Source organism: Psychroflexus halocasei, from assembly GCF_900107595.1.
Lineage (GTDB): Bacteria > Bacteroidota > Bacteroidia > Flavobacteriales > Flavobacteriaceae > Psychroflexus > Psychroflexus halocasei.
Genome location: NZ_FNQF01000003.1, coordinates 22,191 through 45,708, shown reverse-complemented (window position 1 = coordinate 45,708; position 23,518 = coordinate 22,191). Strand labels below are relative to the sequence as shown.

The following is a 23,518-nucleotide window of genomic DNA, read 5'->3' as shown; positions in this document are numbered from 1 at the left end:
CTTGTGAATTTATTTCTACAAGCGTTTTTATATTTAAATAAATCTTCTTTATTAAAACTGATTAATTGTTTTTCTGATTTCAGTTAGCTTATGCATCAAACTATTTAAATGCTTAATATCTAACATATTTGCTCCATCGCTTTTAGCTTCGCTAGGGTTAAAATGTGTTTCTATAAAAAGTCCATCAACATTATTGACAATCCCAGCTTTAGCAATTGTTTCTATCATTTCTGGTCGTCCACCAGTCACACCAGATGATTGGTTGGGTTGCTGAAGTGAATGTGTCACATCTAAAACTGTAGAGGCATACTTTTTCATTGTCGGAATCCCCCTAAAATCTACAATTAAATCTTGATAGCCAAACATTGTTCCTCTATCTGTGATCATCGCTTTCTGATTTCCAGAATCAATAACTTTCTGTACGGTATGTTGCATACTTTCAGGACTCATAAATTGTCCTTTTTTGAGGTTGACAGCTTTACCTGTTTGTGCAGCAGCAACAACTAAATCTGTTTGTCTGACCAAAAATGCAGGTATTTGAAGTACATCAACATATTGAGCAGCCATCGCTGCGTCTTCAGCTTGGTGAATATCCGTAACTGTAGGAACATCAAATTTTTCAGAAACTTTTTTTAAAATTTCTAATGCTTTTTGATCACCTATTCCTGTAAAACTATCAATTCGGCTACGATTTGCTTTTTTGAAAGAACCTTTAAAAATAAAAGGGATTTGATATTTATCCGTGATTTTTAAAATTTCTTCAGCGATTTGCATTGCCATGTCTTCACCTTCAATAGCGCAAGGGCCAGCCAGCAAGAAGAAGTTATTAGAATCCGTATGTTTAAGTTTTGGAATAAGATTTAAATCCATGTTTTTTAATTTTTGGTAAAATTACGAAATGAATTGCTATCGGCTTAATTTCTTTTTGAAGATATCCAATTTTAAATTTATTCCTAATTTCTTCAAATTTTAACAGTAAATATAATTAGAGTGAATATATTTGGGCAAAAAATATCTCAATGAGAAAAATACTATTGATTTTAGTTACTATTTTTACGACTCACCTTAATGCACAAATTCAAACTCCTCAACCGAGTCCGAAAGCAAATCTTAAACAAATTGTTGGTCTGACGACTATCAAAATTGATTATTCTCGACCTGCCATGCGGGATCGTGAAGTTTTTGGGAATTTAGTTCCTTTTGATAAAGTATGGAGAACAGGCGCAAACGAAAACTCCGTGATTCACTTTGAACATGATGTCAAAATTAATCAACAAATGTTAGAAGCTGGCTCTTACGCAATTTATACAAAGCCTTCAAAGAACAATTGGGAAGTTTATTTCTACGAGAAAACTGATAACTGGGGTTTACCACAAGAATGGGATGCTTCTAAAATAGCAGCTTCTGCTATAGTTCCTGTCAAAAAGTTGAGTCACAAACAAGAATCATTTACGATAGGGATTAATGAAATTAAAAATGATTACGCACACCTTCAAATTTCATGGGAGAATACTTTAGTTGAAGTGCCTATTCATTTTATTACAGATGAACTTGTGACTGAAAGTATTGATTCTGTGATGAATGGACCTAGTGCAAATGATTATTATAATGCAGCAGTTTATTATATGACAGCCGACAAAGATATTTCATTATCTGTAAAATGGATTGAAAAAGCAGTTTCAATGATGGATGCAACTCCTTACTGGGTATTAAGACAGCAATCTTTAATCTATGCGAAAGCAGGAAATAAAAAGAAAGCAATTTCTGTAGCTGAGAAATCTTTAAAAGCTGCTGAAAAAGCAGGAAATAGTGATTATATAAAAATGAATAAAGAGAGTTTAGCTGAATGGAAATAAAATTCTAAACTTTTCACAAATAGAAAAACCCCATAAATCTTGATTTATGGGGTTTTTTAAATTCTAAATTATCTTACTAATTACTAAATATTAAAAGTTTTCTTTAATTTTTCTACATAATTCAATTCTTCCCATGTGAAAAGATCAACCTCATGAGTTACTTCTCCTGAGTAATCAGATTTATAAACTTTCTTTATTTTTCGAGATTCTTTACCCATGTGTCCATAAGCTGAAGTTTCTCTATAAATCGGATTTCTAAGCTTAAGGCGTTTTTCAATCATGCCTGGTCGCATATCAAAAATCTTTTTGATTTTTTCTGCGATTTCTCCATCAGACATTTCAATGTTTTTATTTGTGGTATTGATGAAAATAGAAGTTGGTTCACTCACACCAATAGCATAAGAAACTTGAACTAAAACTTCATCAGCAATACCAGCTGCAACCATGTTTTTGGCAATATGTCGCGAAGCATAAGCTGCTGACCTATCCACTTTACTCGGATCTTTTCCAGAAAAAGCACCACCACCGTGGGCACCTTTTCCGCCGTAAGTATCCACAATGATTTTACGCCCCGTTAAACCTGAATCACCGTGTGGTCCTCCAATTACAAATTTTCCTGTTGGATTAATATGGTATTTTATTTCATCATTAAATAGTGATTTTATCTTATCTTCATAAGAATCTCTAACACGAGGAATTAAAATATTTTTAAGATCATCACTGATTTTCTGAAGCATGGCTTCATCTTCATCAAACTCGTCATGTTGAGTAGAAATTACAATTGTATCAATACGAATTGGTTTATGATCATCGCTATACTCAATTGTTACTTGGGCTTTTGCGTCAGGTCTTAAGTAAGTGATTTCATCATTTTCACGTCTTAACTTTGCCAGCTCAATCATGAGTTTATGAGAAATATCAAGCGCCAAAGGCATATAACTTTCCGTTTCGTTTGTAGCGTAGCCAAACATCATTCCCTGGTCGCCAGCACCTTGTTCTTCTAAGGATTCACGCTCAACACCCTGATTGATTTCTTTTGATTGCTCATGAATCAAAGACACTACGCCACAGGAATCGCCACTAAATCTGTATTCACCTTTTGTGTAACCGATATCATTTATCACATCGCGAGCGACTTGCTGCACGTCGATGTAAGTTTTGCTATTGATTTCACCAGCAAGAACAACCTGACCTGTTGTCACAAGTGTTTCTGCTGCAACTTTTGAATTTTTATCAAAAGCTAAAAAGTAATCTAATAAAGCATCACTAATCTGATCTGCAATTTTATCTGGATGTCCTTCAGAGACACTCTCAGATGTAAATAAATATGACATAATATTAAAGTTTTGTTGCGTAGGAAAGCAATGTGCAACTTGCAAGATCTAGAGACCTATGACTGTGTTTAGCATTTTTAGAGGTTGCAAGCAGATCAAATTTTTCCTCGAATGGCAAATTTACAATTTTTATTTTACTCTGTTTTAACTTAACTTTTATTTAGCAGACAATCACTTGGTAAATGTCTTACTTTGTGAATAAATAAAATTACTTTTTCTATGAAAATTAACCTTCAAAAAAAGAAAGATAGTAGTGTTCATTTTGAAGCGATGAACACCAATGGCGATAAAGTCGAAATGTGTAATTCTTCAGCAGGAAATCAGCAAGCAGCAAGCCCGATGGAGCTGATTCTGATGGGGGTTTCAGGTTGTAGCAGTATTGATATTGTTCATATTTTAGAAAAACAAAATCTTAAAGTTGATGATTTACAAATGGAAGTCGAAGGTCACAGAAACGAGACCATTCCAAAAGTTTTTCACCGCATTGATTTATTAGTAAAAATAAAAGGAGATATTCCTGCTAACAAAGCACAACGCGCTGCAGATTTATCTTTTGAGAAATACTGCTCTGTGTCCAAAATGTTAGAAAAATCAGTTGATATCCATTATAAAGTTGAACTCAACGGAGAATTGATTTCTTAATTCATTAAACGATGAAATTTATAAAAAAGCTGAATTTGATTCAAATTCAGCTTTTTTGTTTCTAAATAAATCACTTCACAATATTTCTAAAAGTGAGATTGATACGTGGTTGATACACTTTTTTTGTTTTGGGAAGTTGATGTAGCCAATACTTTTGAGTTTCTCCTCTCATCAGTAATAAACTTCCTGATGCTAAATGAAAATCAACTTTTTCTTTCGTAGATTTATGTTTAAAAGAGAATTTTCGAACTGCGCCAAAACTTAAAGAGGCAATCACGCCTTTTTCTTCTAACTCTTTTTCATCATCGGTGTGCCAGCCCATGCCTTCATTACCATCGTGGTATAAATTGAGCAAACAGGTATTTAATTTAATGTCAAATTGAGTTTCTAAATCAGCCTTGATTGATTTTAAATCTTCTGTCCAAGGCAAAGCGGTTTTTTCTTTGTTGGAGTAAGTGTAAGTTTTGCCAGAATTACCATAAAATGCAACTTTACGTTTGGTCACTATTTTTTTGCCAAACATGTTGAGTTCTTCATGCTTCCATGTGATATTGTCTAAAAGTTGCTGATAGAAATACTCTGATTTTTTGAGAGCATAAAAATCCTCAATATAATTAACGATGCCATCATTGGGTAAATAATTTTTAAGTGAATCTAAATTGTCAAGCTTCATAAATTAATTTAATCATAGAGCAGGTATTGAGCTCTCATTTTTTTATAATTTTCCAAACCTTCTTTCCAAGTTGCTTTAACTTCTTCGGCTGAAAGTCCAGTTTTTATTTGTTCTTGCAAAGTTTTGTTTCCAGCAAGTTTATTAAAGAAATCATTAAAAAAATCATTTTGATCTGAAGTGTTTTTATAAGCTTCAATAAGCCATTCTAAATTAATTTGAGAAAGATTTTTATGCTGCGTTAAATCTTTCCCATAACATACTTCGTTTTCGTGTTTTGGATATTTTGCGCCTGGGTTGGAAACGGGTGTGTAACTGTAATCGAAATGATTATGATTTAAAAAAGGTGAACCAAATATTTGAAATTGCTGATTTGTCCCACGACCTGCATTCACATTTGTTCCTTCAAAGAAGCACAAACTTGTATAAAGATTAATGGCTTGATCATTAGGTAGGTTCGGCGAAGGTTTAATCGGCAAGTTATAATTCATTTCTCGATTATAATTTTTAATTTTAATCACTTCAAGATCTGCTTGAATATCATTTTTAAGCCATTTTTCACCATTAATCATTTTTGCATATTCACCAATTGTAAGGCCATGAACAATTGGCACTGGATGCATGCCTACAAAGCTCTGATATTCTTTTTCGAGAATTGGTCCATCGATATAATGTCCATTTGGATTTGGTCTGTCAAGGACTAAAACGATCACATCATTTTCGGCTGCAGCTTCCATGATGTAATGTAAACTTGAAATATAGGTGTAAAAGCGAGCCCCGACGTCTTGAATATCAAAAACAATAACATCTATCTCTTTTAAATCATCAGCCTTTGGTTTTTTATGGTTTCCGTAAAGCGAAACGATGGGTAAGCCTGTTATTTGATCAATACCATCCTTTACAATTTCACCAGCATCAGCTTTTCCTCTGAAACCGTGTTCAGGAGCAAAAACTTTTTTGATTTTTATCTCTCTTTTTAAAAGAGAATCAACCAAATGAATATAGCCACTTTCTTTAAAAATAACTGAAGTTTGATTACCAACAACAGCGATATTTTTATTCTTTAAAAACGGAATATAGTTTTGAGTTTGATTGGCACCCACTTGAATGATCTTATTTTTTTCTAAAATTTCTTCTTTTTCTTGTGCTTGACAAGCGAGATTAAATAAAACCAGAAATAAAACTGTATTTTTGAGCAGATTTCTAAAAAGGTGATGCATTGAATTTTGAATATTTTGTTTCCAAACGCTTAAGTGCGAAAAGTGACCATAAAAGTAGTGTTTCGGCTCCAATTATAAAAATTGCAACCGTAGCAATCGCATTGGGAGTCATTGTGATGCTTATTGCTTTTGGAACAGGCTTGGGCTTACAAAATAAAATTCGTGATAAAATTGCTGCCTTTAATGGACATGTCGTCATTCAAGGATTTTCAAGTAATGAATCTAAGGAGAACCTCAATCCGATCAAGAAAAATCAAGATTTTTACCCTGATTTTGAATCAATACCAAGTGTCTCACATATACAAGCGACAGCAACAAAATGGGGCGTTATTCGGACAGAAACGGATTTTGATGGGGTCGCGCTTAAAGGTGTTGATAGTTTATACCAATGGAATTTTTTAAAAGAGTTTTTAATAGAAGGTCGCTTACCTCATTTTGAGCAGCGCGCAAGCAATGAAATTTTAATTTCAGATTATTTAGCAAAGCGTTTAAAATTTGAATTAGGTGATAAAGTGATTATGTATTTTATGCGTAAAAATACAGAGAATAAATTACCGCGTCCACTTGGTTTAGAAATTGTAGGTATTTATTCATCTGGTTTTCAAGATTTCGATAAAACTTTTGTAATTGGTGATATTAGGCAAGTACAACGTTTAAATCAATGGTCAGAAAATGAAATCGGACAGTTTGAGGTCTTTACGGATGATTTCAATAAGATAGAAAGTTTCTCCCAAGAAATTTATCAAAACATAGGTTCATTTTTAAACTCTGAATCCATTATTAATCTTTATCCAGCAATTTTCGATTGGCTTAATTTATTTGATTTTAATATCATCATCATATTATGGATCATGATTTTGGTTGCAGGGATTAACATGATTACTGCTCTTTTAGTTCTTATTCTTGAAAGACGTCAAATGATCGGCGTTTTTAAAGCCCTAGGTGCCTCAAATTGGACGATTAGAAAAATATTTTTATACAATACTTTGTTTCTTATTCTTAAAGGATTGTTTTACGGAAACATCATCGGATTGAGTATTTTATTTTTACAGAAATACTTTGAAATCATTCCGTTAGATCCGAGTTCTTACTACGTCACAAGCGTTCCTATTGAAATTAATTTGACTTATATTTTAGCAGTTAATATAGGAACTGTGATATTATGTATGTTGATGTTAGTTGTCCCGTCCTTAATTATTTCTAAAATAACGCCTGTAAAAGCCCTGAAATTTGATTAAAGTCTCTTAATTTCTGCTAAAGTCTATTAATTTTATATTTTTGCAGACTCAAAATTAAGATATGGATTATTCAGAAAACATCATTGAAACAATTGGGAATACCCCGATGGTTAAAATGAATAAAATTGTTTCTGAAATTGATGCACTTGTTTTGGCAAAATATGAAACTTTTAATCCTGGTAATTCCGTTAAAGATAGAATGGCTTTACAAATGATTAAAGATGCAGAAGATGACGGCCGCTTAAAACCAGGCGGAATAATCATAGAAGGAACATCGGGAAATACAGGCATGGGCTTGGCTTTAGTTGCTATCGTGAAAGGATATAAAGTCATTTGCGTTATCAGCGACAAGCAAAGCAAAGAAAAAATGGATATTCTTAAGGCCGTAGGTTGTGAGGTTCATGTTTGCCCAACTGATGTAGCTCCAGGCGATCCACGTTCATATTATTCAACTGCAAAGCGTTTAGCCGAAGAAACACCAAATTCTTGGTATGTTAATCAATACGATAATCCTTCAAATACAAAAGCACATTATTTGACAACCGGACCGGAAATTTGGAAACAAACGGATGGCAAAGTCACACACTTTGTTGTCGGAGTTGGGACTGGTGGAACTATTTCAGGAGTCGGGAAGTATCTTAAAGAGAAAAACCCTGACATTAAAATATGGGGAATTGACACTTATGGTTCCGTTTTTAAGAAATATCATGAAACTGGTATTTTTGATGACAATGAAATTTATCCTTACGTTACAGAAGGCATTGGTGAAGATATTTTACCTAAAAATGTAAATTTTGATATCATTGATGGGTTTATAAAAGTGACTGACAAAGATGCTGCTGTTTACACACAGAAATTAGCTAAGGAAGAAGGTATGTTTCTTGGAAACTCAGCTGGAACAGCGATTAAGGGCTTATTACAATTAAAAGAAAATTTTAGTAAAAATGATGTTGTGGTTGTTTTGTTTCACGATCACGGAAGTAGATATGTTGGTAAAATGTATAACAACGAATGGATGAAAAGTATGGGTTACCTTGATTGTTAAATGATAAAATCCTGCCAATAAAAGCAGGATTTTTTTATGCAGATAACTCAAAAATAGATATTTAGAATTTTAGAAATTAATAGAATTATTTAAGAATTAAAGAACAACTTATGAATTTAAAAAACAGATTGTTTTATTTTTTAATATTATTAACCACTTCTTTTTATGCGCAAAATCAAGATTTAAAGCAACAAAAAACTTTACATGTTGATGTAGAGCTCAAAAACCCATCTTCTGAAATTAATGATGGTGAAGCCACTTTAATTGTAAGCGGAGGAGAAGCGCCTTACACTTACAAATGGTCAAATCAAGAAACAAGCCTTGAGTCTAAAAAATCAACTGGGCTTATCGAAGGAATGCCCCATACAGTTGTGGTTACTGATGCTAAAGGAAATAAAGTTGAAAAAACTTTTGAATTAGAAGCAGAATCAATTACTGAGATTTTTAATAGTGGCGTTCAGCCTGCTGTTGATTATTTAGGGATGGTTTTGTTCTGGGATCCTTTTGAGGCGATCGGAATATATGATCCTCTGGTTTATACTTCTCATAAACTTGTACCAGTTCCAGAATGGGATCCATCATCTGCACCTTCTTATACATTAAAAAAATGGTTGATAGAAGAAAATGCTCATGTCAACGAAGGTGATGAAATAGCAGTTGTTGAAACTGGTGACGGAAGAGAATTAACAGCAAAATCAGATGGTGACGGGAAGATTAAATATCTGGCAAAAGAAGGTCAAGTTATTTATGATCCCGAGAGTACGGAAGATGTGATTGTGGCAGATGCGCACATGATTGCAGAAATTGAATTTGATGATCCACAACCTTTATTGCATGCCAACGGAGACATTCGTAAAAATTCAATTCCTTTTATCGTGATTTGGCTTATTCTAGGAAGTATATTTTTTACTTTTCGACTGGGCTTTATTAACATTAGAGGCTTTAAACACTCTATTGAATTAGCCAGAGGAAAGTATGATGATCCTGCTGCTCCAGGCCGTATTACGCACTTTCAAGCAATGGCAACTGCTGTTTCTGCAACAGTTGGCTTAGGGAATATTGCTGGTGTTGCTGTTGCCATTTCATTAGGTGGCGCTGGAGCAACTTTCTGGATGTTTATGGCTGGATTTTTTGCCATGTCGCTCAAATTTGTAGAGTGTACACTTGGTGTAAAGTATCGTTTTATCAATAAAGAAGGTCGAATTTTTGGTGGACCAATGAACTATTTACGCTATGGTTTAGAGAAAAAAGGAATGAAAGGTTTAGGTAAATTTTTAGCTGTTTTGTTTGCGGTTCTTGGTGTTGGTGCTTCTTCAGGAGGCGGAAACATGCTGCAGTCTAACCAAGCTTTTAAAATTGTCTCTGAACAACTTCCTATTTTGCAAGGTCAAGGTTTTTGGTTCGGAATTATGTTTGCCGTATTAGTTGGCGTTGTCATTATTGGCGGTATTAATAGTATTGCACGCGTTACAGGTCGTGTTGTTCCTTTTATGGCGGCTGTTTATATCATTGGATGTTTAGTTGTGATCGGTACAAATTTTCAAAACATTGGTAATGCATTCGAAGCTATTTTTAACGGTGCCTTGCATGCTGATGCTTTAAAAGGTGGGTTTATCGGTGTTCTGATTATTGGTCTTCAGCGAGCTGCTTTCTCTAGTGAAGCTGGTGTAGGTTCTGCTGCGATTGCTCACTCAGCATCTAAAACTAATAATCCTGTTGCAGATGGTTTTACATCTATAGTTGAACCATTTATTGATACGATGGTTGTTTGTACAATGACAGCTTTGGTTTTAATTTTTACAGGAATGCATCAAGAATCCACAGGAATGGGAGGTGTTGAATTAACTTCTCAAGCTTTTGGGAGTGTTGTTTCTTGGTTTCCCGTTGTATTGGCATTTGCAGTTTTCTTATTTGCTTTCTCAACAATGGTTTCTTGGTCATATTACGGAATGCGTTCTTGGACATTCCTTTTTGGTAGAAGTAAAAAATCTGAAATGGTTTATAAAGTTTTATTTTTAATTTTTGTTGTCTTGGGCGCATCAGTGAGTTTAGGAGCTGTTTTAAGCTTCTCAGATATGATGATTCTCGCGATGTCTTTCCCAAACATTATAGGTCTTTATATTATGTCGTCTGAAGTTCGTGCTGATGTAAAAGATTATTTACAACGACTTAAGGATGATAAGATATTTGTGCATCCACGTTTTAGAGAAGAAAAAACTGAGGCGTAATAACCTAGTAGTTTATAAATAAAAAAGGCGATGAATTTCTATAATTCATCGCCTTTTTTGATTTGAAATGATTGATCAATAATTAATATTGTTCATTTTCATCAGGAAACTTTTGAGACTTTACATCATCTTTATATTGTTTTAACGCATCAGTCATCACTGTGTGTAAATCTGCATAACGGCGTAGAAATCTTGGACTAAATTCTTTATTCATACCCAACATGTCGTGTATCACTAAAACTTGACCATCAACACCACCACCAGCGCCAATTCCAATCACAGGAATGCTTACACTTTCAGCAACTTCTTTTGCTAATTTTGCAGGAACTTTCTCTAAAACAATTGCAAAACAACCAATTCTTTCGAGCATTTTAGCATCTTCTTTTAATTTTTTAGCCTCGTATTCTTCTTTTGCTCTTACGGTGTATGTTCCAAATTTATAAATTGATTGAGGCGTTAAGCCCAAATGTCCCATTACAGGAATACCGGCTTTTAAAATGCGCTTAATCGAATCTTTGATTTCTTTGCCACCTTCCATTTTAACAGCGTGAGCACCGCTTTCCTTCATAATTCTTATCGAAGAACGCAAAGCTTCTTTTGGATCTGATTGGTAACTTCCGAAAGGTAAATCAACAACAACAAGAGCTCTTTGAATACCGCGAATAACACTTGAGGCGTGATAAATCATTTGGTCTAAAGTGATTGGTAAAGTTGTTTCATGACCAGCCATCACATTTGAAGCTGAATCTCCAACCAAAACCACATCAATTTCAGAATGATCAACAATTTGTGCCATAGTGTAATCGTAGGCAGTAATCATTGATATTTTTTCATCGTTTTTTTTCATTTCAGTCAAAGATTTGACTGTAACTCTTTTATATTGTTTTTTTGCTGTTGACATTGTTTTTTATTTTAATGTGCGTAAATTTAGCCAAATAAAATTTGAATAAAAAAATCAACGGATGAATATTGTATTATTTGATGATGAGCATCGTCACAACTTTTTACCACTCACATATACAAGACCAATTGCCGATTTGAGAATCGGAATAAGAAAAATTTCAGAAAAGTACGAAAACATTTTTGAGACTTCTGTTTTTTACGAAACTGAAGATTATCTTCAAGAAAAATTTCAAAAATCCGACGGCTCTGAAGAATCAATTTATATCAATAGCCGTTTTTTACCTGATCAACATTTAATTGAATCCATTGAATCTCTGTCTTTTGATGAAGTTTTACAAACGGAATCAACTGTTGTGGCTTATAAGTTGAAATCTGGTGCTACTTTAGACACTTCAACTCTAAAGAAAGTTGACTTTAAACATCAAAATATTGAAATCAAGAATGTTTGGGATATTTTTGCTCAAAACCATCAAGCCATTCAAGATGATTTTGAACGAATAACTTCTGGTCGAACTTCACAAGAAATTCCTTCGCATGTTTACGCTGTTAATCCTTCTCAAATTTTTATAGAAGAAGGCGCTACAGTTCACAATGCAACTTTAAACGCAAGTGAAGGAGCAATTTACATTGGAAAAAATGCTGAGGTTATGGAAAATACAGCTGTTCGAGGACCATTTGCTTTATGTGAATCTTCAACTTTGAAAATGGGTGCAAAAATATATACAGGAACGACAATTGGACCTCATTCAAAAGTAGGAGGAGAGGTGAGTAATTCTGTAATTACTGGCTATTCAAACAAAGGTCATGATGGCTTTTTAGGAAATTCTATTTTAGGTGAATGGTGCAATATTGGCGCAGATTCAAATACATCTAATCTCAAAAATAATTATGCGAGTGTAAAGTTATGGGATTACTCGAAGAAAGGTTTTACATATACTGGATTGCAATTTTGTGGTTTAATTATGGGCGATCACTCTAAATCTGCAATCAACACGATGTTTAACACAGGAACGATTATTGGTGTTTCGACTAATATTTTCGGATCAGGTTTTCCAAGAAATTTTGTTCCAAGTTTTTCATGGGGAGGAAATCAAGGTGTTAAAACTTACAACTTAAAAAAAGCGATGGAAGTTGCTGATATTGTAATGAAAAGACGACAATTGGAACTGAATTCAGTAGAGCAAAATATACTTGAAAAAGTTCATGAGTTGACACAGCCTTATCGACGTGACTAAATTGAAATAACAACTATAAAAAATCTATTTTTTCAGTAAAATGAAGAGATAGATTTTTTATTTAATCGAGATACATTTTTTGATAATTTGGTTTGTTTTGATGATCTTCAAAAATGACTTCAACTTCTTGTTGATTTATTTTTGAAGGTTTACTTCTAGCTACGCCAATAATGTTAAGCGCTTCTGACAATAAACTTTCAGAAGTATCACCAAAAGCTTTTGCATCTCGAAAATCTTCAGTTTTCTGAAACTGCGGAATTAAACCTTCTGCATAATCGCCTTGACCATTTGCATTTTCGAGCTTAGAGATAAGTGGTTGCAAAGCATAAGTATGGCCAATATTCGCATTGCTTTTATTGTAATTAGGAGAATCATACAAAGTTCTGGAAGCTTCAAATTTACCAACAGTCGTTTCTCCGATTTGTACAACATCGATGTAAGCGTTTAGAGAATTGATCAATAACTCACTTGCTGAAGCAGAATTGCGGCTTGTTAAAATATAAACTTTTGATAAGTTTAGTGAATTGATAGATTCACCACTTCTAATAGTTGAATCAAAAAATAATTCATCAGGATCAAAATTTGAGTTATAAATTTGTCTTGCAAAAACCTGATTATTAAATTGACCAGTAATCATGCTTGCTAAATCTTTACAGGACTCAACACTTCCGCCAGAGTTGTATCTTAAATCAATAATGAGCTCATCAACATTATTTGCATTAAAATTTTGAAAAACAGCATTTAATTCAGAATCAAAATCTCCTCTGAAATTGTTATACACCAAATAACCGATTTTGGCTGTATCAAAATTGAGAACTTCAGAATAATGAACAGGGTTTTCTTGTATAACTCTTTTCTCTAAAATCACACTTTGATCAATTGATACTAATTCATCATCGACAAATTGTGCTAATTGAATTGTGTAAGAATTTCCGCTTGTTAATTCTAAAAAATTAGAATCAATAGTGAGTGTTTCATCATTTATTTTATTAAAAATCATTCCGCGTTCTAAGCCTTTTTCATCAGCTGATGAACCTGGTAATACATAACGAATAAACCCATAAACTTGATTACTTCCTGATTGTTGAAGATATGTTATTCTTAAACCTGTCGATTGATTGACGCCACTTAAACTGTTTTCTAGTGCTGTGTAATCGCTAACAATAATCGAAAATCTATCTTGTGTTGCGAGTAAATCTTCAAAAAGATTTTCAGGAGAATTATAACTTTTTAGATAATTGATAAATTCTTCTTGAGTTGAAAATCTATCATTTCCTAAATCAGGTGAATCTGCTTTGTAAAGATAAAAGTCATTCATTGCTCGCCATACGAAATTTTGAATGTCAATTGTTTCAGTTGGCTCAATGATGTCATCAAAATCATCTTTACAACTGATTATTGATAAACTCATTAGAAAAATGAATAAATAGCGGATTTTCATAACAGAAAAAATTAGGTTCCTGTAAATTTATAAAAAAAAGTGTAACAAATCAGAAATATGCTCGTCATGATATTGAAGAGCGCAGCAACAATGAACGAATCTCAGTTTTTAAATCATTTTAAAAATGCACAACCAAAAATGTATCGGTTAGCAAAAAGATTATTAAAATCTGATGATTTGGCTCAAGACGCTGTTCAAGAAGTGATGTTGAAATTATGGATGAAAAAAGATCAACTTTCTGGAATTAATAATTCTGAGGCTTACGCGATGACGATGATCAAAAATTATGCTTATGACATTTTAAAATCTAAACGCCACAATCACCTTGAACTTGTGCAGGAACGTGTTTCAGATTCAGAGGAGAATGCAGAAGAAAAATTAGAGAAAAAACAAAGTTTAGCACTTTTAGAAAAAGCTCTTGATCAGATGAGTTATAAAGACAAAACGATTATTCAATTGAGAGAAATTGAAAGGTTTGAATTTGATCAAATTGCAGAAATATTAGAAATGACGCCTGTCAATGTGAGAGTAAGTTTATCAAGAGCTAGAAAAAAATTACATGAAAAAATGAAAATAATATTGGCACAATGAAAATGAAGGAAGATGATATCCGTGAGTTGTTGAAATTGTACGATTTAGGAGAAACAACAATAGAGCAAGAAGAAACTTTACGAGATTTCTTTTTGGAGAACACTGATATTCCTGAAGATTTAGAAATATATCAACAAATGTTTGTTGGATTTCAGGAAGCAAAAAAAGAAGATTATGATGAATTTAAATTTGAAAAGCCAAAGTCTAAAAAATTAACGCATCAATTTTATAAATTGGCTGCTGTCCTTATAGTTCTCATCGCTAGTAGCTTTTATCTCAATAGTCATTATCAAGATTACAAACAAAAAGAAGAAGCTAGATTAGTTTTTAAACAGACGAAAGAAGTTTTGGATAAACTTTCTTTTGAAATGAATAAAGCAAGTTCAAATTTGAAGTACATTAATAAATTAGAAGAAACCAAAAAACGATTAATACAATAAGAAGATGAAAAAAATAATTCTGTTACTAGGCATCATGATTGCCACATTATCAAGTGAAATCAAGGCTCAAAACTTTGATAATTTCGAAAATATGGAAGGTGTGACCTCAATGATTTTTACACAACAAATGTTTAAGTTAATGAGTAAACTAGACCTGGATAGTCAAGATCAAGAAGTGAAAGCTTACTTGGATTTAGTCGAGAGTATTGAAAACATTAAAATTTTTCAAACAGAAAACAAAGTTGCTGCCGATAAAATTAGGGTTGATACTGAATCTTATCTGAAGAACTCGAATCTAGATTTATTAATGCGTGTTAATGAAGATGATAGTGACATTAAGTTTTATGTCAAACCAGGTAAGACCGATGATGTTGTTAAAGAATTGATCATGTTGCTTCACAACCCTAAAAAATCTCAAAGTGTCTTGATGATGATCACTGGTAATGTTGATCTAACTAAAATTTCAGCATTGACCAAAAAAATGAACATACCAGGAGCTGAATCTTTAGATGATTTAAACGAAGAAAAATAAAACTTAAGATCATGAAAAAATATTTAACAATTATCATTTTAGCTTTGTTGGTGTCTTGTCAAAATCAACAATCTGTTCAGGAATACCTTGTAGAAAAACAAAATGATCCTGCTTTTAAAACCATGAGTTTAACGCCTGATATACTTTTAGCGAGTTATGATGGTTTGTCAGAAGAGCAAATCAAGACTGTTAAAAAAATAAAGTCTGTCAACTTTGCTTACTTAAGTCATGATGATCAGAAGTTTACATCAGAGTCTGAAACTTTAGAAAATATTATTAAACTTGAAAGCTATGAATCATTAATGCGAATGAATGACGGTTCTCAAAAAATGAACTTACTTTATTTAGGAGAGCCAGAAGATATCGATGAACTTTTATTTTACGGGAAAAGCGAAAATTTTGGAATGATTTTGTCCCGAGTCAATAGCAAAGAATTAGAACCAAATGACATGGTTAAAATTGTAAAGATTTTGGAGAAATTAGAACTTGATCAAGTTGGCGATTTTATGGAGTCTATTATTTCTGAAAACAAAAATGGTAATCAAAGTAAAAACGTTTCAATATAAATTTTAGAAATTGTTTTTAAGTCTATATTTCTTGATATGATGTCGCATATCTTCAAAGAAAAGCTTGAACTCTTGGTCAAATTTACTTTGGTGTTCACGCATCACTGAAACAGCAGCAGATAAATCGACGCGGTGTTTAATCCGTCGGTTCATTTGCTTTAAAATTTGGTCAATCCCATCAACATCTTTATAATTAACCAACCAATTATACTCAATCATAATTGGCAGAAAATTCTGTACATTTTTAGTTAAAAATTCTTTGTGCTCAGTTAAGGTTTGATAAACATCGTTAACGTATTTATCTAATTGTTGCTCATGGTATTCACTCCAGTTTTTTGCTAATACATGATCGTAAAGAACATCAACAGCAACGCCGCTGTAGTGATGTAAAATAGGGTGAAATCTCTTTTTGCTCTGCATCACAAGCGGATGCGCATCCGTGAAAGTGTCAATTTCTCTGTGTAATAAAATGCCACGCTGAATGCCTTCTTCATATTTGAGGAAGTCTTTTCCCTTGATGCTATCAGCCATAAAGTTGCCTAACATAACTTTCGTGTCATCGCCAGATAAATAGATGTGTGCCAAGTAATTCATGCGATGAAAGTAGCTTTTTTAAACGAGTTGTCTTAAATTTTAGGAATAAAATAAGATGACTTGTATATTTACAAAAAATTAGAAACCAATCTTATGACACTCATCAAATCTATTTCAGGAATACGCGGAACAATTGGCGGTAAACCTGAGGAAAATTTAACACCAATTGACACAGTCAACTTTGCATCAGCTTATGGTACTTGGATAAAAGAACAACGCAACAAAGAAAAATATAAAGTTGTTGTTGGTCGAGATGCGCGTATTTCTGGCCAAATGATTCAAGGTTTGGTGATGCAAACTTTAGTGGGTTTGGGAATTGATGTGGTCGACTTAGGTTTGTCAACAACTCCAACAGTTGAAATGGCTGTAAAGCTTGAGCATGCTGATGGTGGGATTATCTTAACAGCGAGTCATAATCCTAAAGAATGGAATGCACTGAAATTACTGAATAAAGAAGGTGAATTTTTGAATGCAGAAGAAGGACAAAAAATCATTGATTATGTTCAGAAATCAAATTTCGATTTTGCTGAAGTTGATGATTTAGGACAGGTTTACAGAAATGATGCTTATATCGATTTACATATTGAAGAAGTTTTGAAGCATCAATTAGTTGATGTTCATAAAGTTAAAAAAGCAAAACTCAGAGTTGTTTTTGATGGGGTTAACTCTACAGGAGGAATTTCAATTCCACCGCTATTAGAGATGATGGGAGTTGAGGTTGTAAAACTTTACTGTGAGCCAACTGGTCATTTTCCGCATAATCCAGAACCTTTAGCAGAACATTTGACAGCTTTGTCAGAGGCTGTTGTTAAAGAAAAAGCTGATTTCGGAATTACAGTCGATCCAGATGTTGATCGCTTAGCTTTTATGGATGAAAATGGAGAAATGTTCGGCGAAGAATATACTTTAGTGAGCATTGCTGATTACGTTTTAAGCAAGAAAAAAGGTCCAACAGTCAGCAACTTATCATCATCTCGTGCCTTGAGAGATGTCACTGAAAAACATGGTGAAACTTATTATGCAAGTGCTGTAGGTGAAGTCAATGTTGTAGCTAAAATGAAAGAAGTGGATGCTGTAATTGGAGGCGAAGGTAATGGCGGAATCATTGATCCACAGTTGCATTATGGTCGAGACAGCTTGATTGGCGTTGCTTTGTTTTTAACACATTTTGCTGAAAAAGAAATGACAATGTCAGCCCTAAAAGCATCTTATCCACAATATTTTATGACTAAAGAGAAAGTTCAATTAACATCGGATTTAGATGTTGATGGAATTTTAAAAACGATTGAAACACGATATTCAAATGAAGATGTGACTACAATTGATGGTGTGAAAATTGACTTTCCTGAAAATTGGGTTCATTTGAGAAAATCTAACACCGAACCCATTATTAGAATATACACTGAAGCTCAATCGCAGCAAGAAGCTGATGATTTAGCTCAAAAATTTATTACTGAATTACAAGAGATTGCACAGGCATAATTGATTGCGTATTGTGAACAAACAGAAAAGCTTGTTTTAATTTAAAACAAGCTTTTTATATAAATGAACTCCACGTCTGTTTAGAAACTGATCATAAAACTTCTTTGATGTTTTCTGGAGGTCTTCCAATAACAGCTTTTTCTCCATTGACAACGATTGGTCGTTCAATGAGTTTAGGATTTTCAATCATCGCTTGAATGATCTCATCATCGGTAAGCTTTTCAACTTTTTCTTTGTAGTTTTCTTTCCATATTTTCTCGTTTTTCCTCACAAGAGCAATGGGTTTAATGTTTAAAAGCTTTAAAATTTCCTTTAATTCATCAATTGACAAAGGTTCTTTCAAGTATTGAATGACTTCATGTTCTTGACCGCTTTCTTTTAGTATTTCTAATCCTTGTCTTGATTTTGAACATCTTGGGTTGTGATATATTTTTATCATAATGTATCTTCTTTATCAGTTTTTTGTCCTTCAGACATTAAGTAAGTTTTTAAGAATTCATCAATTTGTCCATCCATAACTGCATCAACATTTCCTGTTTCGTGTCCGGTTCTTACATCTTTCACAAGTTTGTATGGATGCATAACATAATTTCTAATTTGTGAACCCCACTCAATACTTTTCTTTTCAGACTCGATTTCGTTTCTGGCTTCTTGTTGTTTTTGAATCTCAATTTCATAGAGTTGAGATTTCAACATTTGCATCGCTTTTTCACGATTTTCAAGCTGAGAACGTGTTTCTGAATTATGGATCACAATTCCTGTTGGGTGGTGTGTTAAAATGGCTTTTGTTTCAACTTTGTTTACATTTTGTCCGCCCGCACCACCAGACCTTGCAAAATCCCATTTGATGTCTGCTGGATTGACATCGATTTCAATATTATCGTCAACAAGTGGATAAACATAGACTGAAACGAAAGATGTGTGTCTTTTCGCGTTACTATCAAAAGGAGAAATTCGGACAAGGCGATGGACACCATTTTCACCTTTAAGCCAACCAAAGGCATAATCGCCTTCAATTTCTAAAGTGACTGTTTTTATGCCAGCAACATCACCTTCTTGGTAGTTAAGTTCTTTAATTTTGAAGCCTTTATGTTCAGCCCACATCATGTACATTCGCATGAGCATACCAGCCCAATCACAACTTTCAGTGCCACCAGCACCAGCTGTGATTTGTATCACTGCAGTGAGTTTATCACTTTCATCAGAAAGCATATTTTTGAACTCTAATTCCTCGATAAGTGAAAGCGCATGATCATGCTTCTTGATAAGTTCGGATTCTTCAACTTCACCTTCTTTAAAAAACTCGTACAATGTTTCGGCATCTTCAACCTGAGTTTTTGCAGCTTCATAATCCTTGATCCACTGCTTTTCTTGGTTGAGTTCTTGCATTATTTTTTGGGCTTTCTGAGAGTCATTCCAAAAGTCAGGTGCGAATGTCTTTTCTTCTTGGTTACTTATTTCTATGGCTTTGGCATCTAAGTCAAAGATACTGTTTTAGGGCAGTGAGACGTTCTTTGAGTGTTTTGATATGATCTGATGTAATTTGCATTTTCTAGTTTTTCAACAAATTTAGGAAATATAAAAAGTGTATTCAATAGAATTATCTTTATTTTGAAATAAAAAACAATGATTGATTTAAGAAGTGATACAGTGACAAAACCGACTCCAGATATGCTGAAATATATGATGGAAGCTGAAGTTGGAGATGATGTTTATAAGGAAGACCCAAGTGTGAATCAGCTAGAAGAATATATGGCTGAATTATTTGGGATGGATGCAGCGCTTTATTTTCCAACAGGAACAATGGCAAATCAGGCTGCAATTAAACTATTGACAAATCCAAGCGAGCAATTGATTTGTGATAAATGGGCACATGTTTACAATTATGAGGGTGGAGGTGTTGCTTTTAATAGTGGTGTTTCATGTAAATTAATAGATGGTGACCGCGGTAAAATTACAGCCGACCAAGTGCAAAAAGCTATTAACCCGCCAGACTTTTATCATAGTCCAATGTCAACTTTGGTTTGTTTAGAAAACACAACAAATAAAGGAGGTGGTGCTTGTTACCATCTTGACGACATTAAAGCTATTAAAAAAGTTTGTGATGAAAATGATTTAAAATTACATTTAGATGGTGCGCGATTGTTTAATGCCATTGTTGCAAACAATCACGATCCTAAAGAATTTGGAGCCTTATTCGATACAATTTCTATTTGTCTTTCAAAAGGATTGGGTGCACCAATGGGAACTATTCTTTTAGGTAAAAAAGAAGTGATGCAGAATGCAATGCGAGTGCGAAAAGTTTTAGGCGGAGGCATGCGTCAAGTTGGTTTTGCAGCTTCAGCTGTTTATTACGCATTGCATCATCATGTTGATCGCATGGTTGATGATCATCGTCGTGCTAAAGAAATTTCAGATGTTTTAAAAACTGAAAACTATGTTTCTAAAGTTGAAAAAACAGAGACTAATATTGTTATTTTTTATTTGAATGAAAGTGTCATTAAAGAAGCTGAATTTTTAAGTTATTTAGAAAACAATAAAATAAGAATTAGCACAATGGGAGAGGGGAAGATGAGAATCGTTACGCATCTAGATTATTCTGAAGAGGATCATCAGAAAATACTTGAGGTGTTAAAAATATAGTTCTCTCTCTAAATATATCAAATAAAAATCCCTGAGACTTATGAAGTTTCAGGGATTTTTTAATAGAAATAAAATCTACTTAAGATTTTGATTTGTTATGGTCAGCTAAAAACTTTTCTAAACCGATGTCAGTCAAAGGATGTTTTAACAAACCTTCAATGGATGAAAGTGGACCTGTCATCACATCTGCGCCTAATTTAGCACAATCAACAATGTGCATTGTGTGTCTGACAGAAGCAGCTAAAATTTCAGTTTCAAACATATAGTTGTCATAAACCAAACGAATTTCTTCAATCAGGTTCAATCCATCAGTTGAAATATCATCCAATCTTCCAATAAATGGAGAAACATAAGTTGCACCAGCTTTCGCGGCTAAAATCGCTTGACCAACTGAAAAGACCAATGTACAATTTGTTTTAATGCCTTTATCTGAAAAGTATTTGATGGCTTTGATCCCTTCTTTAATCATCGGAACTTTAACGACAATTTGGTCATTCAGCGCAGCTAAAGCTTCACCTTCTTTAACCATACCTTCAAAGTCTGTTGAAATCACTTCAGCGCTAACGTCACCATCAACAATTTCACATATTTTTTTGTAATGATCAATTATGCTTTGGTCACCAGTAATGCCTTCTTTCGCCATTAATGATGGGTTTGTTGTTACACCATCTAAGATTCCTAAATCTTGTGCTTCTTTAATCTGGTCAAGATTTGCTGTGTCTATGAAAAATTTCATTTTGTTGTGTTTTTAAAGTTTATAATGATTTGCTAATATTCTTTCGTAAAATTTATCTGATAAAAGACCTTTGAGTTTTGGTGATATCTTTTGAAGAAAGTCACCAACTTTATAATGCACTTTTGGTTCTTTTTTCTGAATAACTTGATAGACTTTTTCTGCCATTTCCTGCGGATTCATGCCGTTATCAACATGTTCATCCATCAAGTTTAATGAGCGTTCGTAATTATCTTTGTAAGCTGAGTCTTCTTTAACTGGTGCATGATAGCGACCAGCTGCAATATTCGTTGCAAAATCTCCTGGTGCAATCGTTGTTAATTTAATCGATGTATGCCTTAACTCTAAACGATAAGCCTCTGTAATTGTTTGTAAGGCACCTTTACTAGCAGAATAATGTCCGCGAAAAGGTAAGCCCATATAACCTGCAATTGAAGTAATGTTAATAATCAAACCTTTGTTTGCTTTTCGCATAAAAGGCAACACACGATTGATGAGTTGAACTGGGCCAAAATAATTTGTTTGAAATACATTCAGTGTTTGTTCATCAGGAATTTCTTCAACAGGACCAGTAATTCCAACACCAGCATTATTGATTAAGATATCGATTTTTCCTTCGCGTTTAATCAATTCTTGAGTTGCTTTTTCAATACTTTCAGTTGAAGTGATATCAAGAGCGAGAAAGTGTATTCCGTTTTTAAAATCTTGTTTTGGCTGACGACTTGTGCCGTAAACTTTGTAGTTTTTTTGCGCGAGAAATTCACCTATAGATCGGCCAATGCCAGATGAAGCTCCAGTGATAAAAACAATTTCTTGCGCCATGATTATTTTTGCGCAAATATCCGATAAATTGGGTTAAGAAAAAAATGAGTTAGAGGAAAATAAAGGGAATAAAAAATGGCAAGCTACCTACATCACACCGCTACGACCATTTACCTTTGCTGCGTTCCCGCCCTGGAGGATTCAACAGGAGCTGGTTGTGTAGGACTTGCCGCTGCAAATATACAATCTAATTTAAATTTAACAAGCGAGTTTTACTTTAAAATTCCTATTTTAGCAAAAACTTTTTTAAGAAGAATTGCCCATGTTTCCTAATAAATTGATAGTCATTCTCTTAGTGATGACACTTTATGCTTGCTCAACACCAAAAAAAACAGATTTTAAAATTTATCTTCTCAATGAAAAGGAGTTGAACACAAGCCAAGACTTAAAACTAAAGGTTCTCAACCCTAAGGAACATCAGATTAATTCAATAATGATTCGTTTTTTAGATCAAGAAGTTAATGCAGATGCAAACACAGAAGTAAATCTTCAATTGAAAGGTGCAAAGTTAGGATCGCATACCGTTTATGCTGATATTAATGTGGATGGTGAAAAAATAGAACTTCAGCAGAATGTGATTATTCATAATGACAAAAAACCTGATTTTTATACATACAAGATTACCAATACATTTCCTCATGACATTAAAGCTTATACACAAGGTTTAGAGTTTTATAAAGATACTTTATATGAAAGTACAGGGAGACGAGGCCATTCAAGCTTGAGAAAAGTAGATTATAAAACCGGTGAAGTTTACGAGAAAATCAATTTAGAAGATTATTACTTTGGTGAAGGCATTACTTTTGTTGACGACAGAATTATCATGCTCACCTATCAATCAGAAGAAGGTTTAATTTATGATGCCAATAAATTTGAACGTATTGGGAAATTTAAATATAACAAAAGTAAAGAAGGTTGGGGGCTTTCTTATGATGGTGAATGGCTCTATAAAACTGATGGATCAGATAAAATCTGGCGATTAAATCCTGAAACTTTAGAAGAAGTTGATTACTTCCAAGCAGTCACGAATTCAACATTACTAAAAGGCTTAAATGAATTAGAATATGTTGATGGAAAAATTTATGCCAATACTTATTTAAAAGATGGCGTTGTTATTTTTGACCCAAAAACTGGTGCGGTTGAAGGTTTAATTGATTTGAGAGGCCTTAAATCTAAAGTCAAAAAGCATCCTGAATTAGACGTTTTAAACGGAATCGCTTACAACCCAAAAACAGAAAAGTTTTATGTAACAGGTAAAAACTGGGATAAACTTTTTGAAATTGAACTGATTAAAAAATAAATC

General features: G+C 33.5%; 24 protein-coding genes and 1 other RNA gene. 13 read left to right on the top strand and 12 right to left on the bottom strand.

All coding sequences use genetic code 11. From position 1 onward, the window contains the following. Positions 1-51 precede the first annotated feature (51 nt). On the bottom strand, positions 52-870 hold the full coding sequence (kdsA, locus tag BLV84_RS04305) for a 3-deoxy-8-phosphooctulonate synthase (RefSeq protein WP_093240236.1): 819 nt from the start codon (positions 868-870) through the stop codon (positions 52-54). A 149-nt stretch (positions 871-1,019) separates the two neighbouring features. Between kdsA and BLV84_RS04300 the strand changes: the two genes are divergently transcribed. After that, a complete protein-coding gene (locus tag BLV84_RS04300; RefSeq protein WP_093240231.1) occupies positions 1,020-1,856 on the top strand; it encodes a DUF2911 domain-containing protein in 837 nt (278 codons plus the stop codon). 83 nt (positions 1,857-1,939) lie between these two features. On the opposite strand, the gene metK is transcribed toward BLV84_RS04300, so the two are convergent. Beyond that, positions 1,940-3,190, bottom strand: coding sequence for a methionine adenosyltransferase (gene metK / locus BLV84_RS04295; RefSeq protein WP_093240227.1), 1,251 nt, complete (start codon positions 3,188-3,190; stop codon positions 1,940-1,942). Between the two features lie 219 nt (positions 3,191-3,409). Between metK and BLV84_RS04290 the strand changes: the two genes are divergently transcribed. Beyond that, positions 3,410-3,832 carry an OsmC family protein gene (locus tag BLV84_RS04290; protein WP_093240223.1) on the top strand — a complete coding sequence of 141 codons (423 nt, stop codon included), beginning with the start codon at positions 3,410-3,412 and terminating at the stop codon, positions 3,830-3,832. 70 nt (positions 3,833-3,902) lie between these two features. Here the strand turns inward: BLV84_RS04290 and BLV84_RS04285 are convergent, their stop codons facing one another. Both BLV84_RS04285 and BLV84_RS04280 read right to left on the bottom strand, forming a co-directional pair. Next, complete coding sequence (locus BLV84_RS04285) at positions 3,903-4,505, bottom strand: alpha-ketoglutarate-dependent dioxygenase AlkB family protein (RefSeq protein WP_093240218.1); 603 nt, start codon at positions 4,503-4,505, stop codon at positions 3,903-3,905. A gap of 8 nt (positions 4,506-4,513) precedes the next feature. Beyond that, positions 4,514-5,722: an exo-beta-N-acetylmuramidase NamZ family protein gene (locus BLV84_RS04280; RefSeq protein ID WP_093240213.1), complete on the bottom strand. Its 1,209-nt coding sequence runs from the start codon at positions 5,720-5,722 to the stop codon at positions 4,514-4,516. Here BLV84_RS04280 and BLV84_RS04275 point away from each other — a divergent pair. The 3 genes from BLV84_RS04275 to BLV84_RS04265 all read left to right on the top strand — a co-directional run bounded on the left by BLV84_RS04275 (position 5,722) and on the right by BLV84_RS04265 (position 10,233). Then, positions 5,722-6,960 (top strand): ABC transporter permease, encoded by a 1,239-nt coding sequence (locus BLV84_RS04275; RefSeq protein WP_093240208.1) that lies wholly within the window; start codon positions 5,722-5,724, stop codon positions 6,958-6,960. The genes BLV84_RS04280 and BLV84_RS04275 overlap by 1 nt on opposite strands. A gap of 61 nt (positions 6,961-7,021) precedes the next feature. After that, on the top strand, positions 7,022-8,005 hold the full coding sequence (locus BLV84_RS04270; RefSeq protein ID WP_093240203.1) for a PLP-dependent cysteine synthase family protein: 984 nt from the start codon (positions 7,022-7,024) through the stop codon (positions 8,003-8,005). Between the two features lie 110 nt (positions 8,006-8,115). Continuing rightward, the gene (locus BLV84_RS04265; protein WP_093240200.1) at positions 8,116-10,233 is read left to right on the top strand and encodes an amino acid carrier protein; all 2,118 of its coding nucleotides are present in this window, start codon (positions 8,116-8,118) and stop codon (positions 10,231-10,233) included. 82 nt (positions 10,234-10,315) lie between these two features. On the opposite strand, the gene panB is transcribed toward BLV84_RS04265, so the two are convergent. Beyond that, positions 10,316-11,134 (bottom strand): 3-methyl-2-oxobutanoate hydroxymethyltransferase, encoded by an 819-nt coding sequence (gene panB, locus BLV84_RS04260; RefSeq protein WP_093240195.1) that lies wholly within the window; start codon positions 11,132-11,134, stop codon positions 10,316-10,318. 61 nt (positions 11,135-11,195) lie between these two features. On the opposite strand from panB, the gene BLV84_RS04255 reads away from it, so the two are divergent. After that, complete coding sequence (locus BLV84_RS04255; RefSeq protein WP_093240190.1) at positions 11,196-12,371, top strand: GlmU family protein; 1,176 nt, start codon at positions 11,196-11,198, stop codon at positions 12,369-12,371. A gap of 61 nt (positions 12,372-12,432) precedes the next feature. On the opposite strand, the gene BLV84_RS04250 is transcribed toward BLV84_RS04255, so the two are convergent. Next, positions 12,433-13,782, bottom strand: a complete 1,350-nt coding sequence (locus BLV84_RS04250) for a S41 family peptidase (RefSeq protein ID WP_234953093.1) — start codon at positions 13,780-13,782, stop codon at positions 12,433-12,435. A gap of 96 nt (positions 13,783-13,878) precedes the next feature. Between BLV84_RS04250 and BLV84_RS04245 the strand changes: the two genes are divergently transcribed. Genes BLV84_RS04245 through BLV84_RS04230 form a run of 4 tightly spaced genes read left to right on the top strand, consistent with a single transcriptional unit; the run spans position 13,879 to position 15,941 of the window. After that, positions 13,879-14,403: an RNA polymerase sigma factor gene (locus BLV84_RS04245; protein ID WP_159429389.1), complete on the top strand. Its 525-nt coding sequence runs from the start codon at positions 13,879-13,881 to the stop codon at positions 14,401-14,403. After that, on the top strand, positions 14,400-14,843 hold the full coding sequence (locus BLV84_RS04240) for a hypothetical protein (RefSeq protein WP_093240177.1): 444 nt from the start codon (positions 14,400-14,402) through the stop codon (positions 14,841-14,843). Before BLV84_RS04245 ends, BLV84_RS04240 begins: the two co-directional genes overlap by 4 nt. Positions 14,844-14,847: 4 nt before the next feature. Beyond that, positions 14,848-15,375 carry a DUF4252 domain-containing protein gene (locus BLV84_RS04235; protein ID WP_093240172.1) on the top strand — a complete coding sequence of 176 codons (528 nt, stop codon included), beginning with the start codon at positions 14,848-14,850 and terminating at the stop codon, positions 15,373-15,375. Between the two features lie 11 nt (positions 15,376-15,386). Then, positions 15,387-15,941 (top strand): DUF4252 domain-containing protein, encoded by a 555-nt coding sequence (locus BLV84_RS04230; protein WP_093240169.1) that lies wholly within the window; start codon positions 15,387-15,389, stop codon positions 15,939-15,941. Positions 15,942-15,944: 3 nt separating this feature from the next. Here BLV84_RS04230 and BLV84_RS04225 read toward each other — a convergent pair whose 3' ends face one another. Beyond that, entirely contained in the window at positions 15,945-16,535 is a 591-nt protein-coding gene (locus BLV84_RS04225; protein ID WP_093240164.1) for an acyl carrier protein phosphodiesterase, read from the bottom strand. A gap of 93 nt (positions 16,536-16,628) precedes the next feature. Here BLV84_RS04225 and glmM point away from each other — a divergent pair, with 93 nt between their 5' ends. Beyond that, complete coding sequence (glmM, locus tag BLV84_RS04220; RefSeq protein WP_093240159.1) at positions 16,629-18,017, top strand: phosphoglucosamine mutase; 1,389 nt, start codon at positions 16,629-16,631, stop codon at positions 18,015-18,017. A 91-nt stretch (positions 18,018-18,108) separates the two neighbouring features. Here the strand turns inward: glmM and arsC are convergent, their stop codons facing one another. Together arsC and prfB are read right to left on the bottom strand one after the other, a co-directional pair. Then, positions 18,109-18,456, bottom strand: a complete 348-nt coding sequence (gene arsC, locus BLV84_RS04215; protein ID WP_093240156.1) for an arsenate reductase (glutaredoxin) — start codon at positions 18,454-18,456, stop codon at positions 18,109-18,111. Next, positions 18,453-19,566 (bottom strand): peptide chain release factor 2 gene (prfB, locus tag BLV84_RS04210; protein ID WP_143521318.1). Its coding sequence is split into 2 segments (ribosomal slippage): positions 18,453-19,499 and positions 19,501-19,566, totalling 1,113 coding nucleotides; the frame shifts between segments, so codons are not numbered across the junction. Before prfB ends, arsC begins: the two co-directional genes overlap by 4 nt. Positions 19,567-19,643: 77 nt before the next feature. On the opposite strand from prfB, the gene BLV84_RS04205 reads away from it, so the two are divergent. After that, positions 19,644-20,660, top strand: coding sequence for a threonine aldolase family protein (locus BLV84_RS04205; RefSeq protein ID WP_093240152.1), 1,017 nt, complete (start codon positions 19,644-19,646; stop codon positions 20,658-20,660). A 79-nt stretch (positions 20,661-20,739) separates the two neighbouring features. On the opposite strand, the gene fsa is transcribed toward BLV84_RS04205, so the two are convergent. The 3 genes from fsa to ffs form a co-directional block, all read right to left on the bottom strand. Further along, on the bottom strand, positions 20,740-21,396 hold the full coding sequence (fsa, locus tag BLV84_RS04200; RefSeq protein ID WP_093240147.1) for a fructose-6-phosphate aldolase: 657 nt from the start codon (positions 21,394-21,396) through the stop codon (positions 20,740-20,742). A 12-nt stretch (positions 21,397-21,408) separates the two neighbouring features. Next, positions 21,409-22,215, bottom strand: coding sequence for an SDR family oxidoreductase (locus BLV84_RS04195; protein ID WP_093240143.1), 807 nt, complete (start codon positions 22,213-22,215; stop codon positions 21,409-21,411). Positions 22,216-22,288: 73 nt separating this feature from the next. Beyond that, an RNA gene (gene ffs, locus BLV84_RS04190) (signal recognition particle sRNA small type) lies at positions 22,289-22,387 on the bottom strand. Between the two features lie 90 nt (positions 22,388-22,477). Between ffs and BLV84_RS04185 the strand changes: the two genes are divergently transcribed. Continuing rightward, positions 22,478-23,515, top strand: a complete 1,038-nt coding sequence (locus BLV84_RS04185; RefSeq protein ID WP_093240138.1) for a glutaminyl-peptide cyclotransferase — start codon at positions 22,478-22,480, stop codon at positions 23,513-23,515. Positions 23,516-23,518: the final 3 nt, after the last annotated feature.